At 73.3% G+C, this 17,737-nt stretch carries 15 protein-coding genes and 1 pseudogene; 4 read left to right on the top strand and 12 right to left on the bottom strand.

The annotated features are described in order from the left end of the window. Positions 1–19 precede the first annotated feature (19 nt). From ACFHWY_RS03515 to ACFHWY_RS03490, 6 genes are all read right to left on the bottom strand, one after another. On the bottom strand, positions 20–1,168 hold the full coding sequence (locus ACFHWY_RS03515; RefSeq protein WP_416578579.1) for an FHA domain-containing protein: 1,149 nt from the start codon (positions 1,166–1,168) through the stop codon (positions 20–22). After that, positions 1,165–1,458, bottom strand: a complete 294-nt coding sequence (locus ACFHWY_RS03510) for a 4a-hydroxytetrahydrobiopterin dehydratase (protein WP_416578578.1) — start codon at positions 1,456–1,458, stop codon at positions 1,165–1,167. The genes ACFHWY_RS03515 and ACFHWY_RS03510 overlap by 4 nt, the downstream gene beginning before the upstream one ends. Positions 1,459–1,527: 69 nt before the next feature. Then, the gene (locus ACFHWY_RS03505) at positions 1,528–5,079 is read right to left on the bottom strand and encodes an SCO7613 C-terminal domain-containing membrane protein (RefSeq protein ID WP_416578577.1); all 3,552 of its coding nucleotides are present in this window, start codon (positions 5,077–5,079) and stop codon (positions 1,528–1,530) included. 27 nt (positions 5,080–5,106) lie between these two features. Beyond that, positions 5,107–5,427, bottom strand: coding sequence for a divalent-cation tolerance protein CutA (cutA, locus tag ACFHWY_RS03500; protein WP_416578576.1), 321 nt, complete (start codon positions 5,425–5,427; stop codon positions 5,107–5,109). 9 nt (positions 5,428–5,436) lie between these two features. Then, positions 5,437–6,453 (bottom strand): 1-acyl-sn-glycerol-3-phosphate acyltransferase, encoded by a 1,017-nt coding sequence (locus tag ACFHWY_RS03495; protein WP_416578575.1) that lies wholly within the window; start codon positions 6,451–6,453, stop codon positions 5,437–5,439. After that, on the bottom strand, positions 6,453–7,283 hold the full coding sequence (locus ACFHWY_RS03490) for a patatin-like phospholipase family protein (protein ID WP_416578574.1): 831 nt from the start codon (positions 7,281–7,283) through the stop codon (positions 6,453–6,455). Before ACFHWY_RS03490 ends, ACFHWY_RS03495 begins: the two co-directional genes overlap by 1 nt. A 184-nt stretch (positions 7,284–7,467) precedes the next feature. Between ACFHWY_RS03490 and ACFHWY_RS03485 the strand changes: the two genes are divergently transcribed. After that, complete coding sequence (locus tag ACFHWY_RS03485; RefSeq protein ID WP_416578573.1) at positions 7,468–9,042, top strand: protein kinase domain-containing protein; 1,575 nt, start codon at positions 7,468–7,470, stop codon at positions 9,040–9,042. Between the two features lie 20 nt (positions 9,043–9,062). Here ACFHWY_RS03485 and ACFHWY_RS03480 read toward each other — a convergent pair whose 3' ends face one another. The 6 genes and pseudogenes from ACFHWY_RS03480 to ACFHWY_RS03455 all read right to left on the bottom strand — a co-directional run. Further along, positions 9,063–10,124: a glycosyltransferase family 4 protein gene (locus ACFHWY_RS03480; RefSeq protein ID WP_416578681.1), complete on the bottom strand. Its 1,062-nt coding sequence runs from the start codon at positions 10,122–10,124 to the stop codon at positions 9,063–9,065. Between the two features lie 282 nt (positions 10,125–10,406). Continuing rightward, positions 10,407–12,002 carry a trypsin-like peptidase domain-containing protein gene (locus ACFHWY_RS03475; RefSeq protein ID WP_416578572.1) on the bottom strand — a complete coding sequence of 532 codons (1,596 nt, stop codon included), beginning with the start codon at positions 12,000–12,002 and terminating at the stop codon, positions 10,407–10,409. 62 nt (positions 12,003–12,064) lie between these two features. Then, positions 12,065–13,624: an ATP-binding protein gene (locus ACFHWY_RS03470; RefSeq protein ID WP_416578571.1), complete on the bottom strand. Its 1,560-nt coding sequence runs from the start codon at positions 13,622–13,624 to the stop codon at positions 12,065–12,067. Next, the gene (locus ACFHWY_RS03465; protein WP_416578570.1) at positions 13,621–14,322 is read right to left on the bottom strand and encodes a response regulator transcription factor; all 702 of its coding nucleotides are present in this window, start codon (positions 14,320–14,322) and stop codon (positions 13,621–13,623) included. Before ACFHWY_RS03465 ends, ACFHWY_RS03470 begins: the two co-directional genes overlap by 4 nt. 80 nt (positions 14,323–14,402) lie before the next feature. Beyond that, positions 14,403–14,657 (bottom strand): hypothetical protein, encoded by a 255-nt coding sequence (locus ACFHWY_RS03460; protein ID WP_416578569.1) that lies wholly within the window; start codon positions 14,655–14,657, stop codon positions 14,403–14,405. Next, a pseudogene (locus ACFHWY_RS03455) lies at positions 14,654–14,999 on the bottom strand (GNAT family N-acetyltransferase); the annotation flags it as partial. The pseudogene ACFHWY_RS03455 and the gene ACFHWY_RS03460, both read right to left, overlap by 4 nt. Positions 15,000–15,091: 92 nt before the next feature. Between ACFHWY_RS03455 and ACFHWY_RS03450 the strand changes: the two are divergent. From ACFHWY_RS03450 to ACFHWY_RS03440, 3 genes are all read left to right on the top strand, one after another. Then, positions 15,092–15,742: a hypothetical protein gene (locus ACFHWY_RS03450; RefSeq protein WP_416578680.1), complete on the top strand. Its 651-nt coding sequence runs from the start codon at positions 15,092–15,094 to the stop codon at positions 15,740–15,742. A gap of 149 nt (positions 15,743–15,891) precedes the next feature. Further along, positions 15,892–16,827, top strand: a complete 936-nt coding sequence (locus ACFHWY_RS03445) for an ABC transporter ATP-binding protein (RefSeq protein WP_416578568.1) — start codon at positions 15,892–15,894, stop codon at positions 16,825–16,827. Further along, complete coding sequence (locus ACFHWY_RS03440) at positions 16,824–17,639, top strand: ABC transporter permease (RefSeq protein WP_416578567.1); 816 nt, start codon at positions 16,824–16,826, stop codon at positions 17,637–17,639. The genes ACFHWY_RS03445 and ACFHWY_RS03440 overlap by 4 nt, the downstream gene beginning before the upstream one ends. The last annotated feature ends 98 nt before the right edge of the window (positions 17,640–17,737 follow it).

Genomic DNA, 17,737 nt, shown 5'->3' with positions numbered 1-17,737 from the left:
CACGCTCGTACCGGAGACGTCAACGGGGCAGCCGCATGGCCATCGTCGGCGCCTCGGACATGACCGAGTCGGGGTTGTAGGGCGCGCCGGCCGGAAACTCGCTCGGGCGGCCGACCTGGACCCCCGGGTACAGCTCCACCATGTCACCGGCGCCGAGTACCCGGGACTGCTGCGGGGCCAGCGGGACACGGTCCGCTTCCGCCATCGAGCCGGCCGGTCGAACACCGGAGCCGTTGGTGCTGATGTCGGTGGCGACGACGTCGCCGCCGCGCAGATCCAACCGCAGGTGACTCCGGCTGATCCAACGCCGGGCCTCGTCGTTGAGCCACTGACCGAGCATGATCGCACCGGAGCCGTCCGGGGCTCGTCCGATCGTTGCCGACTGCTCCTCGGTAAGCACGAAGCGGCGGCGGATCAAGCCGCCGACGCGGACCGCGAGGACCTCGCTGCGAGGCCGGGGACCGGCGTCCCGCAGCCGCGAACCGTGCCGAGGGCAGCTCGGCACGCCGTTACGCAGCGACGGCGGCGGCTGCCCGGTCGGCGCGCGATCCACCAGTGCCAGGTCAGCGAAGGCACCGCCACCGCCGGCACCGCCGAAGAGAGTGCAGCCCGACTCCGGGCAGCGCCACTCACGGGCAAGCAACTTGGCGCCGGCCGGCGACGGCGGCCCGGCCACCGGCGTGTGACCGCCGCCGACGTGGGCGATGAAGACCGGCCCGCCGGCACCCGGCACCGGCGCGAGGACCCGGCCCGGCTGCTCCACCAGCCACGGGAACCGCCCCCGCAAGCCGTCGAACCGGACCCGGCTGAGCACCGGCAGACCGAGCAGGTCGGCCACCTCCAACATCCGGTCACCGGGGTTGTCGAGCACCTCGACCAGACCGTCGTCGGCCCAGCGACGGACCACCATCCGCTCGTTGGAGGTGAGGTCGGCGTCGGAGAGCATGCCCCGGTGCACCACCGCGTAGACCGGGACAGTGTCCTCCTCCAAACTGCGGGCCAGCGCGTCGATGACCATGCCGAGCCGCAGCGAGCTGGCCGGACGGCCGCCGTCGAGGTCCTGGTAGCGGATGACCTCCGCCAGGTCGAGCACCGCGCGGGCCAACTGCGGGTCAGTGCAGACCCGACCCTCGATGGCGTCCAACACCTTGCTGATCTCGAACCTCATCGGGTGCCCTCCACGATCTCGTCGATCCGACGCGCCAGGTCCACGTCGCGCGTGGTGACGCCGCCAGCCGAATGGGTCACGCAGCGGAAGGTCACCGTGCGCCACCGGATGTCGATGTCCGGGTGATGGTCCAGCTCCTCGGCCACCACGGCGACCCGGTCGACCACCGTGACGGCGTCGGGAAAGCTCGCCAGCTCCACGGTGCGGATGATCCCTGCGGGGTCGCCCGACCAGCCCACCAGCCCACCCAGCTCGTCTCGCACCGCCTCGGCGGTGAGCACCACTGCCATGGCCAGACCCTACCGCTGACCCCCACGACCACGACCACCCGCAAAGCGCCCTCCAGCGTCAAACCCAGGTCAGCTCATCCGGCTGACGGTGGCACGCAACTGGCGCAGGTCGCGGCGGCGGCGCTCGTAGGTGGCCGCCAGGCCGATCAGCGCCAACCCGGCGGCGGCCAGGAAGACCCACCTGGGCAGCAGGTCCCAGCTGCGCACCAGCTCGTGCAGGGCGAGCAGGGTCAACGTGACCCCGCCGAGCAGCACCGGCGCCTGCCAGCGACGGACCGCGCCGAGCAGCGTCGCGGCCAGCGCGGCGGCGCCGAGCAGCAGCCGCCGCCACGGTTGCGGATCGGGGCCGAACAGCACGGCGGCCAGGCTGGGCAGAAGCACGGCGGCCAGGCCGGGGCCGAGCGCGAGCCAGCTCGTCAACCCCCGCCGGGTACGCAACGCCAGCGCGCCCGCGCCGAGCCCCACCAGCGCCAGCGGCACCGTGTACGCCTCCAGCACGCTCACCCCGCCGGCCACCAGCAACAGCCAGACGGCCAGCAGTTCACTGCCACCGGCGATGCCGGCGAAAACCCACCGCTGGACGGCCGGCTCGCCCCGTCGCAACAGCCGCACCCCGACCGCCGCGCCCCAGAGCACGCAGACCGTCGCGGCGTGCCCGGGTGCGCCGACGGTGAGCAGCAGTGCGAGCAGCGCCACCACCTGCGCGGCGACGTCCAGCACCCGGTTCACCAGCATCGCCGCCGTCGGCGCGGCAGGCTCGGGCCGAGGTGCCGCCGCCGTCGGCGCGCAGGGCGGGGCTGCCCGCCGGTCGGCGGGCAGCGTCGCGGCGAACGCGAGGGCGAGCAGCGCCACGCCGAGCACCGCGAACGCCGCGATCCGCAGCGGCAGCCCGCCGGCCAGCGGGGCGGCGAGCGCGAACCCGGTCGCCGCCCCGAGCGCGACAAGCCAGCTCGTGAGGCGTACCGCCGAGTGCCGGGCGGCCACTGCGGCCACGCTCGCCGCCACCACCAGCAGGCCCAGCCCGCCGAGGGTGCCGGCCCGGGTCGCCTGCAGGTTGAGCAGGCCCGCGACAGCCAGCAGCAGCCCGACCGACAGGCCGGCAGCAACGAACGACCCCGGGGTGGACAGCAGTGCGACGGTCAGAAGCAGGGCAGCGCCGGCGAGCAGCGCCACGGTCGGCACCACCGGCCACGGCACGGCGGCGGCGACCAGCAGAACCGGTCCTCCGGCCGCCAGGAACGGCAGCGCCACCGCAGCCACCCGCCAACGCTCGCCACCGCCGGCTCGTGTGTCCGAGCCGTCGGCGCGGGCGGCCGGCCAGGCGGCGAGCACCGCCGCCACGGCCAGCACCGCCAGCGCCAAACCCACCACCGGGGCATCCGGCAACGGCTGGGTGGCCGGGGCACCGGACCACGACGCGGGCGGCGGCCCGTACGGCGTCAGCAGCGCCGTCACGACCACCGGTAGGGTCGCCAGGGTCGCCACGGCGGTCAGGCCCAGCCCGACCACCGGCAACGCCGCCGCCGGACGGGTCCCGAAGCCGGCCAGCGCGAGCAGCAGCGCCGCCACCGCCGCGTAGACCGTCACCGGCTCGTCGCCGGGCACGGCCAGCGGCGAGAGGCCGGTCAGCAGGGCCACCACGGCCAGCCCGGCCGAGCCGTACCCGGTCAGTTCGAGCCAGGCCCGACGCAGCGCGGCCAGCGCGACCGCCGGCACCGCGACGGCGGCCAGCGCGGCCCGGGCCTGCCACCACGGCGGTGCTCCGGCACCGATCAGGGCGACCGCCGCGCCGGCCGGCACCACGAGCACCGCGGCGGTCAGCCCGCACCCGGCCACGGCACGCTGCACGACACCGCCACGCCGGCCGGCGACAGCCACCCCGAAGCCGACGGCCAGGATGACCGTGCAGGCCGCGCCCGCGCCCGCCGGGGCGGCCAGCCCGACCAGCAGCCCGTGCCCGAGCAGCGTGGCACCGGCCAACGCCGGGGTCAGCACCGCCGAACCGGGTACCGCCGGACGGGCCACCGCGGCGGCCACCAGGACGGCCCCCACCGCCAGGTCGACGGCGAGCACCGCCGGCCACGGCGCGGCCCAGGCCACCGGCACCGCCAGCGCGGTCGCGGCGAGGCCGGCCGCCGTGACCGCCGACCGGGCCGACCTGGGCAGCAGCCAGGCCGCCGTGGCAAAGGTCAGCGCCACCGTCAACGGCAGCTGCCACCCCCACGCGAACGCCGGCCCCGCCGTGGCCCCCCGCCACGGCGGCAGGGACCGCCCCACGGCGGCACCGGCCAGCACCACCCCCGCCAGCGCCGTCAGCAGCCCCGCGCCGCCGGCAACGAGCAGCGCCCCGGCCCGTGGACCGGACCGCCAGCCGGCCGGCAGCAGCCGTACCGCGCCGGCCAGCCCCACCGCGACCAGCCCGACCACCAGCAGCCACACCGGCGGGCGCGGCTGCACCGCCGGACGGATCATCGCGGCGGCCAGCGCCGGCACCAGCGCGCCCGCCGCCACCGCCCGCGCCGGCTCGCCGCCGGTGAGCAGCGCCGCGCCGAGCACGGTCAGCGCCACCAGCAGCAGCGGCCCGCCGGCCAGCAGCGGCACACCACCCGCCCGCCCGACCAGCAGCGGCACCATCGCGCAGCCCGCGGCGAGCACCAACGTGCCGGTGAGACCGATCCAGGCCAGTGCCTGGCCGGCGAGCGGCACCGCCGGAGTCGTCGTGGCCCCCTCGCCCACGACGTCCCCCCGGCGCCACCGAAGCACCACCACCACCGCAAGGTCGAGCAGCGCCACCCCGACGAAGACGACCGACCATCCGGCCGGCCCCGGACCGGCCGGCGCGGCGAGCAACGGCAGTACCGGCTGCCCGGCCAGCAGCGCGGCGAACCACGGCACGGACAGCCGGCTGAGCCGGGCGTACCCGACGGCCACCGCCGCGCAGCCGGCCGCGACGAGCGCGGCGTAACGGCTGCCCGACCAGGCGGTCACCCCGAACAGGTCCACCGTCCACGCGGCGTACCCGTCGAGGAGCACCAGCAGCAGCCCGACGGCGGCGAAGGTCTCGGCGGTACCGCGCAGCCCACGCCAGCGGGCGACCAGCGGCACGGCGAGCAGCAGCACGGTGAACGCGAGCAGGATCAGCGCCCGGCCGGCCACCCCGACCGATGACCAGGCCACCGCCGTGAAGACCGTCGCGGCGGTGCCGAGCAGCAACCCACCGATGACGAAGAGCAGACCCTGCACGGTGCGCGTCGAGGTTTCGGCCCCGCCCGGCCGGGCCGGTGCTGGGACGGGTTGCCCACCGCCGACCGGTCCGGGCGCGCCGGGAACCGATCCGCCGGCAACTGTGGTGGGCGCCGCGAACTCTCGCCGAACGGCGGCGGCCAGATCGTGCCGCCGCTGCCGGGCCGCCGCCAGCCGGCCGGCAAGTCCTTCGTACACCTGGCGAGCCCGCTGGACTTCGCCGCCGAGCGCGAGAATCTCCCCGTCGAGCCGGATCACTTCCGCCGCGGCCGGGTGCGGTGGCCTGCCGCAGCCGGTGCAGCCGGAGTTCAGATCCGCCGGTGCGCCACAGGCCGGGCAGGGGTAGCCGTTGTCCACCAGGTCATCCTCGACGCTCACACACCGCCCGTACCAGAGTGCGCGTACTCAGGGCCGCGTGTGCTCGTGAACCCAGGTGGCGTACCCGGGGTGGCCACACTCGACCCGACTGACCAGAATCTCCGGCACCTGGTACGGGTGGCTGACCCGCAGGTGCTCCACCAGCGCGTCGACCCGGTCCGGTGCGGTCTTGAACTGCACCGACCATTCGGTGCTGCTCTCCACTCCCGAGCGCCACCAGTAGGTGCTCACCACCTGACCGCCCACCTGCGCGCAGGCCGCGAGCCGCCCGGCCACCGCGGCGGCGGCCAGCAGATCGGCGACCGATCGCGCGTCGACCACCGTCGTCACCACGCAGATCCGCTCCACCTGCGAACTCTACGTCGCACCGTGGCGGTTTGCCGCGACCCACTCGTCTATCCGACTCCACCAGTCGTAGAGCCAGTCGATCCGCTGCTGCGGGTCGGCCGGGATCTCCTCGGGCGGCACCGACCAGAACCGCATAACGAGTTGCTTGTCCATCGGCAGCTCCCGCCACACATCGATGACGGTGAGCATCCGGTCCAGACCGGTGTGGGCGACGAAGATGACCCCGGCGTCCGGCGCGGCGTCCAGCGCCGCCAGCACCCCACCGGGTTGCGGGGCGAGCACGTGCCGCATGGTCTCCGCCTTCAACGCCATCCGCTCGTGACCCCGGTCGCGCAGCCGGGCGATGGCCCGCAACCGGCGCGTCGGCGTGAAGTTGCTCCCCTCGGGAAAGATCACGAAGGCGTCGTTGTCGTCCAGGCCGGTGGCGAGGTGGCCGATCTGCTCGACGATCGAGCCTCGGCCGTCCGGGCCGGGCGCGATGAACCGGCTCGGCAGCCGGTTCAGCAGCACGTCGATCGCCGGGTCCCACTGAAGGGTGTCCTTGAGCACGATCCGCGGCTCGCGCCGGAACCAGTTGACCAAGGCGTGGATCAGGATGAACGAGTCACCCGGCCCGGCGTGCCGGCACAGCACCAGCTCGGGCCGGCCGGGCAGGGCGGTGTCCGGGTCGGTGCCGACCACGTCGATGCTCAGGTGCAGCGTCCACCGCGCCTGCCAGAAGAGCACCCGCAGGAACCAGCCGGCCAGCAGGTAGTGGGCGCGCTGGAAGGCGGGCGAGTTGACCCGCCAGCCGAATCCGGAACCGACCCAGAGCCCGAAGAGGCAGAGCAGCGCCGCCGCGTCCCAGATCAGGTAGAAGCAGCCGATCCAGAGCAGCCGCAGCGGTCGCAGGTGCCCGGGGACGAACGGGGACGCGGCCAACGCCAGCAGGGCCCACACCGGCACCGTGGACACCAGCAGGATCGCCAGCAGCACCACGCCGGGCGCCAGCAGCAGCCGGCGGAGCCATCGGGGCGGTAACGGCATCAACGCTCCAGGTTCGCCAGATAGTGCCGGGACGCCGAGTAGGCGCGACTGATCCGTCGCCCCACCGCGGCCAAGTCCCGGTACGCCCACGGGGTGTCGTCGCGCGGCTCCAGCCCGCCGGTCGGCAGCACGTGTACCTCCACCCCCTCGGGCAGGGCGGCCATCTCCCGGGCGAACCGGTGCCGGCGGGCGATCTCGAACGCGACCTGGGCGATCTCCCAGGGTCGCCGGGGCGGGGCCAGCGCCCGTTCGATCCGACCCACCTGGAGCACGAAGACGCGGTTGGCGCCGGCAGCGACCGCCTCCCCGATCGGGATCGAGTTGACGATGCCGCCGTCGATGTAGTGCTGGTCGCCGATCCGGGCCGGCGGCAGCAGCCCCGGCACCGAGGCCGACGCCAGGACGGCCGGCACCACCAGTCCGCTGACGAACCAGTGCTCGGCGGCCCGCTCGATGTTCGCCGCGCAGCACCGGAACGGAACCACCAGGTCGGCGAAGGTGGTCTCCGCGCCCAGCTCGCTCTCCAGCAGCTTGCGCAGCGGCCGGGGCGAGTGCAGGTGGGTACGGGCGGCGAAGCGTCGCAACTGCCGGGCCACCGAGTCGCCGTACACCTCGCTGGCCTCCGGCGAGGCCCAGAGGCGCACCAGCCGGTCGGTCACCGCCTCGGACGGGTCGGCGGCGACCAGGGCGCCGTTTACCGCGCCGATCGACGTGCCGAGCACGATGTCGGGCCGGATCCCGGCCCGGAACAGGGCCCGCAGCATGCCCACCTCGACCGCGCCCAGGACACCACCGCCCCCGAGCACGAAAGCCACCGGTCCGTGCGCCATGCCGTTCATCCTGGCACGCCCGCGCCCAGCGGGCCCGTCCGCGCTGCCCGCCTCCTCGACATCGGACAGGCCAGCCCAGTCGAGGTGGCACGCATGGTTTCCCGTCACGCGGAGGGCCCGTTGACACGACGGGAACATTCGCGCAACCTGATACCGCTTCCGACCTGAGAGGCAGGTTCGACCCGTGAAGCCAGCACTGCAGCCCGGCCGGTTGCTGGCCACCCGATACCGGCTGATCGACCAGATCGGCTCGGGCGGCATGTCGGTCATCTGGCGGGCTCACGACGAGGTGCTCGACCGGGTGGTGGCACTGAAGGTCCTCACCCCGTCGCTGGCCGCCGACGTCCGGTTCCGCGACATGGTCCGCGAGGAGGCCAGGGCCGCCGCGCAGCTTGTCCACCCGAACGTCACCTCGGTGCACGACTACGGCGAGGCGGTCTCGCCGGACGGCACCATCACGTCGTTCGTGGTGATGGAGCTGCTCACCGGTGAGGAGTTGGAGTTCCGGCTCACCGAGGGACCACTGCCGTGGCCCGAGGCGGTACAGGTCGGCGTCCAGGTCGCCGACGCGCTCGCCGCCGCCCACCGGCTCGGCATCGTGCACCGGGACGTCACCACCTCCAACGTGATGATGACGCAGGTCGGCGCGAAGGTACTCGACTTCGGCATCGCGACCCGGATCGGCGCGCCCGACGACGACGAGGACGGTGCGACCTTCGGCACCCCCGCGTACGTCGCACCCGAACGGCTGGACGGCTCGCCGGCCCAGCCGGCGACCGACGTCTACTCGCTGGGCGTGTTGCTGCACGAGACGCTGACCGGCCGGGTGCCGTACCCGGCGGACACCTGGGACGAACTCAGCGCCGCACTGGCCACCGGCGAACCGCCCACCCTTGTCGACGTACCGGGCCTGCCTCCGGTGGTGGCCGAGATCTGCCTTCGCTGCCTGTCCCGCGACCCGGCCGACCGGCCCACCGCCCGCCAGGTCGCCACTGTGCTGCGTAACCAGATGCTGCCCGCCGATCCGCAGGCCGGCACGATGCTCGCCCCGACCGTCGCCCTTCCCGCAGTGCATTCCGCCGGAACCACGGCCGCCACCGGCCCCGCGTCGGCCCCGACCTCGGCCACCGCCGCTACGGCGCCGGGCCCGACCGCGAGCACGGGCCGGACCGCGGGCGACGGGAACGACGCGGACAGCGCGGACACCGACCCGGGCAGCGCGGCAGACACCGGCGGCGGACGGCGCGGGCCGCGCCCGGTACTCGTCGCAGCGGCGGTGGCGGTGCTGATCGGGGCGGCCCTTACGGTGGCTGCGCTGCTGCCCGACGACAACTCCTCGCCCCACACGCTGCCGAGCACCGGCCCGACGGTGACGGACGGTCCGCACCTGCCGGACGCCACCCCGGACGAACAGCCGCCCGTCGCGCCGTCAAACGGCCTGTCCCAGCCGCCGTCGGCGACCGCCGTACCGCACCTGCCCGGCAGTGGGGACACCCTGATCGAGGCTGCGAAACGATTGGAAGCGGTGATCGGTGCCGGGCTCACCGACGGCGGAATCCGTGACGATGTCGGTCTCGACCTGCGCAACGAGCTGCGCAACCTCACCCAGGCGGTGGCCGGCGGCGAGGGCGAGCTAGGCCCAGGGGTGGCCCGGTTGCGGGAGAAGGTCGCCACCCGACTCAGCGAGGACGGGCTCAGCCCGGCGTACGCCCGGCAGTTGGACGCGGCGATCGCCGCGCTCGGCGCCGCGCAGGTCTGATCTTCCCGGCAGGTGCGCGGTCAGCCAGGGGTGACCCGGGCCGGCTCCCGCCTCACCGTGCTCGGTGCCGCGGCTACCAGGAACCGCCGGTACACCGCCTCGTAGCCGGCGGCCATTCGTTCGGTGGAGAAGGTCTCGGCCACGTGCGCCACGCAGTCCGCCGGGTCGAGGCCGGACGTGTCCCGCAACGCCGCCGGCAACTCGTCCGGCCGCTCGCAGATCAGCCCGGTCAACCCGGGACGGACCAGTTCCGGCACCGCGCCCCGGTTCAACGCCACCACGGGCGTCCCGGACGCCATCGCCTCCAGCATCACGATGCCGAACGGCTCCTCCCACTGGATCGGCATCACCAGGCAGCGCGCCTCGGCCAGCAGCAGCAGCACGGTCTTCCGGTCGGCGTCGAGCACGACCCGGATGTCCGGACCGAGCAGCGGCCGGATCACCTCGTGGTAGTAGCGCCGCTCGGCGGGCTCGTTGCACTTGCCGGCCAGCACCAGCGGCAGTCCGGCCGCCCGGCAGGCGCGGATGGCCAGCTCCGGCCCCTTGTCCGGGCTGAACCGGGCGAGCCACAGCACCGGCCCGTGGCCGGACGTGTTCTTACGTGGGAAGTCACCGACGTCCATCGCGTTGTGCACGGTGCCGACCCAGGGCAGGTGGGGGTTCAGCCCGCGCTGGGCATGCGAGATCGCCACCAGGCCGACTCCCCGGTCGGTGTCGCTGAGCACTGTGCCGTACTCGCCCACCGGGTTGCCGTGCACGGTCGCCACGGTCGGCACCTCCCGCCGCCCAGCGACCAGCGGGCCGATTGTCGTGTGGTCGTGCACTATGTCGAAGTCGGCGGTGCTGACCAGGTGGTTCACCCGGGCCAGGTGAGCCAGTTCGGGAAGTGCCTCACCGAGCCGGTCGTACTGGAGTTCGTCGAGCGTGGCGAGATAGTCGCCGGAGGTGCCGTGCGCCTCACCCGCGCCCATCAGCGTGATCGCGTGCCCCCGGGCGACCAGGGCGTCCACCAACCCGGCCACGACCTGCTCCAGCCCCCCGTAACCCGGTGGCGGCACCGACAGCCAGGGCGGCACCACCATCGCGATCCGCAACCGGCCTTCCCGCGGAACGTTGTCGGCCACGTGCCCTCCCCGTCGCTCTCCGGTGGCGTCGGACCCGATCCGCCGAAGGCAGGGCGGGTCAGAGCGTCTTCCCGGCCCAGGCATCGGCAAACCGGCATGGGAGGCCGCCGGCCGGCGGGGTGTTCCGGGTTCACCCGGACCGGGTGAACCCGGAAAGGGAGGAGGGCGGCGGGTGGCACGGCCAACCCCCTTGGCCGCACCGCCCGCCGCCCTGGAGGGAGGAAAGCAGGTTCTACGTCGTTACGACGCTTCGGCGAGCGTCACGGTTGCTGTCGCTTCGGCACCGTTCCGCTGGTACGTCACCTCGACCTGGTCACCGACCTTGCCGGCCTGCACGGCCGCGACCAGGTCACTGGAGTCATTGATCACCTTGTCGCCGAAGCGGGTGATCACGTCGCCCTGTTGCAGCCCGCCCCGCTCGGCGGCGCTACCCGGGCTCACCGCGCCGACCAGCGCGCCGCCGTCGGGTGCGGCGTTCACGCTCACCCCGAGCGTCGGGTGGCTGATCTTCTCGCCCCGCTGGAGCTTGTCCGCGACGTCCTTGGCCTTGTTGCTCGGGATGGCGAAGCCCACCCCGATGTTGCCGGTGCCGCCCTGCCCGGCGGTGGCGATGGCGGTGTTGATGCCGATCACCTCGCCGCGGGTGTTGACCAGCGCCCCGCCGGAGTTTCCCGGGTTGATCGGAGCGTCGGTCTGCAGGAGTCCCGAAATCGAGCTGACCGCCTGGCCGGGGAGCTGCTGCCCGCTGCCGGCCTGGATGGTGCGGTCCCGGGCGCTGAGAATTCCCGCGGTGACCGAGCCCTGAAGGCCCAACGGGCTGCCCAGGGCGAGCACCTGGTCGCCGACCTGCATAGCGTCGCTGTCGCCGAAGGTGGCCGGCTGGAGGTCACTCACACCGTCCGCCTTCAGCACCGCGAGGTCGGTCTTCGGGTCGGTGCCGACGATCTGGGCGTCTGCGCTGGTGCCGTCGGCGAAGATCACCCGAACGGTGTTACCGCCTCCGGCGACCACGTGATTGTTGGTCAGTACGTAGCCGTCGGCGCTGAGGACCACGCCGGACCCCTCGCCGCTGCCGGTGCTGACGGACAGGACGCTGTTCTCCACCGACGCGGCGATGCGTGGCAGGTCAGCGCCGTCGATGACGGGCGCGGCGCTGTAGGTGCGGGTGACCCCTCCATCGCTCAGCGCGAGGGCGAGCGCACCACCGGCGACACCGCTGCCGAGCATCAACGCGAACACCGCGACGCCGGCACCGGCCAGTTTGGCGATCCGGCCGGGACGGAACCCGCTCGACGGGGCCGGCCCCCACGGCGCCGGCTGCCCCGGATAGCCGCCGGGCTGTCCCGGGTGCCCCGCCTGGCCCGGGTATCCTGGCTGGCCCGGGTGCCCGGCACCGGGCGATGTCGACCGCGCGCCGGGAGACGGTGCGCCGGCCTGCGGCGCGCCGCTCCAGCTGGACTGCTGGCCCGGGTACCAGGGCGCGCCCGGGTAACGCGGGCCGGCGTGCCCGGACTGGTACGGGTACTGCTGCGGATATCGGTGCCCGCCGGCCGACGCCCAGGTGGGCTGCCCGGAGTCCGGCTGCGGCGGCGGGACGGAGCCTGCGACGGGCACGCCGTGCCGGGTCGGCTCGTCCGGGCCGCCGGCACCGGACGCCGGCGGCTCGGCGGCGCCGACCGCGACGGTCGGCGCCTCAGCGGAGGGGGTGGCGTCGGCACCGGACGCCGGAGCGGACGGGGAGTCGGACCGCGCGTACTCGGCGCGGGACACCTCGGGATACGACGGCTCGGCGTCGGTGGGGGCCGGCCGGCGCGGGTCGGACTCGTACTCGGTCATGTCGCTACCCTCTCCCATCCCTCTTGGACCTGCCTTGGGCTGGCCTGAGCGTTGGCTGAAAATCACTCGTACTCACTGTCGGCGGCCGGCGCAAGCGGCAGGCGGACCCGGAACGTGGCACCGCCGCCCGGTGTCTCGGTCACCTCAACCGTGCCCTGGTGCACCGTCACCAGCGCGGCGACGATCGCCAGACCGAGGCCGGTGCCGGTGTTACCGCCGGTTCTGCGGGTCCGCGAGGCGTCCGCCCGGTAGAAGCGCTCGAAGACCCGCTCCGCCTGCTCACCGGTGAGCCCCGGACCGGTGTCGCTCACCTCGATCACCGCCAGGTTGCCCGGCTCGGCACGCAGCCGCAGGGTCACCGCCGCCTCGGTCGGGGTGTGCCGCAGCGCATTGGTCATCAGATTGCCGATCACCTGACGCAACCGCGCGTCGTCGCCGCGTACCACCAGCGGCCCGGAACCGGGCTCGATCTCCAGCTCGATCCGCCGGTCCGGCGCCACGGCGCGAGACGCCTGCAACGCGTCGGCGGCCAGCACCGGCAGCTCCACCGGGGCGAGCGAGAGCGGACGTTCGCGGTCCAGCCGAGCGAGCAGCAGCAGATCCTCCACCAGCAACCCCATCCGGGCCGCCTCGTCCTCGATCCGGCCCAGCAGGTCGGAGGTCTGCTCGGGTTCCCGGGCCGCACCCTGGCGGTACAGCTCGGCGAAGCCCCGGATGGTGGTCAGGGGCGTACGCAGTTCGTGTGAGGCGTCCGCGACGAACTGCCGCATCCGTTCCTCGGAGCGGCGGGCCCGCGCCTCGGAGGCCCGGGCGCTCTCGGCGGCCTCCCGGGCGACGGCCTCGGCGGACCGGGCCGCGAACTCCGACGCCGCGCGGGCGGTGAAGGCCATCTCGATCTGGCTGAGCATCGCGTTCAACGCGCGGGAGAGCCGGCCCAGTTCCGAGGTCGGGCAGGGCTCCCCGTCCTCCGGATCGGGCACCCGCCGGCTCAGGTCACCGCCGGCGATGGCGGCGGCGGTACGTTCGATCTCGACCAGCGGCTTCAGGCTGGTCCGGACGATCGCCGCGCCGATCGAGGCGAGCAGGACCAGCACCGCCCCGCCGACCAGCAGATCGATGTAGATCAGCCGCTTGACCGCCAACTCCACCTCGGTGAGCGGCTGACCGATCGCCAGCACCTCGCCGTTGGGCAGTTCGGCGTAGTACATCCGCCAGCGGGTGTGGCCGTCCCAGGAGATCACGTTTCGTGGCTCACCGATCCGCTCGGTGAAACCCTCGATGTCGTTGGGCACCCGCGGCAGTTGCTCCGACTTCAGGGTGATGTCGTCGAAGAACGGCGGACTCACCCCGAACTCCGGGTTGGCCAGCACCACGACGTAGTCGCTGGGCAGCGTCGCCCCCACCTTGCCGGCACGCATGCTGGGCATCAGCGGCACCAGTGTCTGGGTCGACCCCCGCAGCTGTGCGTCGATCTGGTCGACGAGGTAGCTGCGGAGGAAGACCGTGGTCAGCGAGGCGATCACCAGTAGCGCGGCGGCGACCAGGGCGAGGACGGCCGCGACCAGCTTGACCCGCAGCGGTACCGCGCGGAGTCGGAGCTTGCCCTGCTGTAACGCGTTCACGCCGCCGGCTTGCGCAGGACGTATCCGACGCCGCGCAGGGTGTGGATCAGCCGGGGCTCGACGTTGTCGATCTTCCGCCGGAGATAGGAGATGTACGACTCGACGATGTTGTCGTCGCCCCGGAAGTCGTAGTTCCAGACGTGGTCGAGGATCTGCGCCTTGGACAGCACCCGGTTGGCGTTGAGCATCAGGTACCGCAGCAGCTTGAACTCGGTCGGCGAGAGCTGGACCCGCTGGCCGGCCCGGTACACCTCGTGGGTCTCCTCGTCCAGCTCCAGGTCGGCGAAGGTGAGCCGGGCGGGGGCCTGCTCGCCGGTGCTGGTGCGCCGCAGCACCGCCCGGATCCGGGCGGTCAACTCCTCCAGGCTGAACGGCTTGGTGACGTAGTCGTCGCCACCGAGGGTCAGGCCGCGGATCTTGTCGTCGGTGGCGTCCCGGGCGGTGAGGAAGACCACCGGGGTACGCGTGCCGCCCTCGCGCATCATCCGGATCACCTCGAACCCGTCGAGGTCCGGCAGCATCACGTCGAGCACCACAAGGTCGGGACGGCGGTCCCGGGCCGCGTTGAGCGCGGCGCTGCCGCTGGTGGCGGTGGCCACGTCGAATCCCGCGAAGCGCAGGCTCGCGGAGAGCAACTCGAGGATGTTGGGATCGTCCTCGACGACGAGCAGTCGCGCCTCAGTCTGGGTTGCGGCCATGCCGCCCATCATCCGCGCGGTCGCTGCGCCCGCGCTGGGCGGATCCTGAAAATAACCTGTGAGCGGCCGCGCCGCGTCTGTCAGGCGGCCAGCCGTACCCCGCAGGCGCGTGCCGTGGCCCGCGCCCACCCGCGCAACGCGACCTGCCGCTCCCGGGCGGGCAGCACCGGAAGCAGCACCGCCAGCCCGGTCCCGAGCCCCACCGTCGCGAGCAGCGCGGTGGCCCGACCCAGCCGACGGCCCATCGACACCACCGGCGACCGGCCGGGCAGCGGCAGGCAGCCGGGCCCGCAGCCGGACATCGGCCGCCACAGCGGATGCGCCGACGTTGTCATGGCTGCCCACCAAGAAAGTGCCGCAGGTAGCGGGGGTTCATCCGGCCCATGGAGAGAGCACGTAGAAATCGGCCACCCCGAAGTCGGGGTCGTACGCCGGCTCCCCGCAGACCCAGGCGCCGAGCCGCAGGTATCCGCGCAGCAGCGGGGGGACCAGGTTACCCGCTCCGGGAACCGTTTCTCGCGGCACACCCGGCTCGGCGAACCAGGGCCGCAACGGGCTGACCCGCAGCGGCGGCGGCGCCAGGTGATGCCGGCCCACATCAGGTTGATCACCGCACCGTTCCGGTGCGCGGGATGCACGCAAGAACGACCCGCCTCGACCAGCTGCGTACACAACGGGTGCCGACCCGAGCGGAATGCCCACACGGCGACCGTGCGAGGCTGCCGGTGTCCCGGCGACGCGGCCGGGTGGCACGGTGGAGGGAATCCCGGTGATCATCGAGGCGCGCTTCAACGGGCCACTAGGATCCGGCAACGGCGGCTGGAGCGCCGGTGTCTTCGCCGCCGCCCACGGCGGGCAGGGGCCGGTCGAGGTCACCCTGCGCCGACCGCCACCGCTGGACACCCCGCTCGCCCTGGTCGACGGGGAGGTTCGTGACCCGGCCGGCGAGGTGGTCGCCCTACTGCGCCCCGCGGAGGAGTTCGGCGGCAGCCCGGTGCCGCCGGTCGACCTGTCGACCGCCCGGGCCGCCTCGGCCGCGTACCCGGGACTGGTGAACCATCCGTTCCCCGGCTGCTACGTCTGCGGCCCGGACCGCGCCGACGGCCTGCGGATCTTTCCCGGACGCCTGCCGGACGGCCGGACGGCCGCGCCGGTACGGATACCCCGGCAGGTCGGCGTGGCCACGCTCTGGGCCGCCCTGGACTGCCCCGGCGGCTGGGTGGTGATCGGTGCCGGCCGCACGTACGTGCTCGGCCGGATCACGGCGCGGATCGAGGCGCTGCCCCGCCCGGGGGACGAGTGCGTGGTCACCGGTGCGGCGTTCGCTGTCGAGGGCCGCAAGGCGCAGGTGGGGACCAGCCTGTACGCACCCGACGGCGCTCTGCTCGGCCGCGCCCGGGCCACCTGGATCGCGGTGTAGGCACTGCCGTCGATCGGCTCGTACCTGGGGATGAGACGACTCCTGCCTGAGGCGGATCACGATCTCCGGGGCGAGCCCGATTGATTTGGTTGACAGCTACCGCCAGGCTGTGCAACGGCGCATTCCGGCGCCGACGCGGGAGGAGAACGATGTCCGACGGGCAGTCAAGCCCCACCAATGACGCGCAGATCGTGGTTTCCGGCCTGACCAAGCAGTACAAGAACGTGCTCGCGGTCAACAACCTGTCGTTCACGGTCGAACCGGGCCGGGTCACCGGCTTCCTCGGCCCGAACGGCGCGGGCAAGACCACCACCCTGCGCATGCTGCTGAATCTGGTCACCCCGACCGCCGGCACGGCGACCATCGGCAGCCGCCGGTACCCCAACCTGGCCGACCCGCTGCGACACGTCGGCGCCGTGCTGGAGGCGTCCAGCGCGCACAAGGGCCGTACCGGCATCAACCACCTGCGGGTGATCTGTGCGGCGGCCGGGCTGCCCGCGCGGCGGGCCGACGAGGCGTTGGCCCTGGTCGGGCTCACCCCGGCGGCGAAGCGCAAGTTCAAGGGCTACTCACTGGGCATGAAGCAGCGGCTCGGTATCGCCGCCGCGATGCTCGGCGACCCGAGGGTGCTGATCCTCGACGAGCCGGCCAACGGGCTGGACCCGGAGGGCATCCGGTGGATGCGCGGATTCCTCAAAGGCCTGGCCGCCGAGGGTCGCACCGTGCTGGTCTCCAGTCACCTGCTCTCGGAGATGCAGCTGCTGGCCGACGACGTGGTGATCATCGCGGCCGGGCAGCTGGTCCGGCAGGGCACAGTCGACCAGGTGATCGGCTCGATGGCGCAGGGCGTCCGGGTGCGGGTCCACACCCCGCAGGCCGACGCGCTGACCGCCGCGCTGGCCCAGGGGCCGGCCACCGTCGAGGCCGACGGGCAGGGCGCTCTGCTGATCGCCGGGGTGGACGCCCCGACGGTGGGCCGGGCAGCGCTGACCGCCGGGGTGGAGCTGCACGAGCTGACCACTGAACGACCCGACCTGGAACGCGTGTTCCTGGAACTGACGGCTGGAAAGGCGGGCATCCGATGAGCAACCTCGTCCGCGCCGAACTACTCAAGATCCGTACGACCAGCACCTGGTGGTGGCTGGCGATCGGGGCGTTCCTGTCGATCGCTCTGGCCTTCGCCCTCAACGCCTGGCTGGCCAGCGAGACCCTCAGCGGCGGTGGTGAGGAGTTCGGCTACACCGGCGACGCCGCGTCCGCGCCGGCTCAGGCAGCGAACCTCTACACCTCCGGCCAGTACCTCGGCCTGATGTTCGTGATGCTCATCGGCATCCTCATGGTCACCAACGAGTTCTTCCACCAGACCGCGACCACCACGTTCCTGGCCACCCCGCGGCGCACCTCGGTGATCGTCAGCAAGCTCATCGCGGCCAGCCTGCTCGGCTTCGCCTTCTGGCTGGTGACCACGGTGATCGACCTGGCCGCCGGTGCGGCGTTCCTGTCGCTGAACGACTACGGCACGCAGCTCGGCGAGTGGGAGGTTCACCGGGCACTGCTGCTCAACCTGATGGCGTACGCCATCTGGACGGTCCTCGGGGTCGGCATCGGCACCCTGATCACCAACCAGCTGGGTGCGGTGATCACCGCGTCCGTGCTCTACCTGATCGGCACCCAGGTGGTGGGCCTGCTCTTCCTGCTGTTGTCGAACCTGCTGGACAACGTGGCCGTGATGAAGTGGCAGGTGGTCTGGCCGGCAGCCGCGTCACAGATCATGATCACGCCGGGCGAGAACGAGATGCTGCCCGCCTGGTGGGTCGGCGCGCTCGTGCTGGTGGGCTACGCCATGGTCAGCGGACTGGCCGGCATCCTGATCACCCGGCGGCGCGACATCTCCTGACTCGGGCCGCGAGCGGCCGGCGGGCCCGGTTCACCGGTGGACAACCGACGAACCGGGCCCGCCGGCTGCTCGCGGCGAGCAACGGGATACGCAGCGCT

Origin of the sequence: Micromonospora sp. LOL_024 (genome assembly GCF_048060415.1) — a bacterium.
GTDB lineage: Bacteria > Actinomycetota > Actinomycetes > Mycobacteriales > Micromonosporaceae > Micromonospora.
This window is presented reverse-complemented; position numbering and strand designations above follow the sequence as displayed.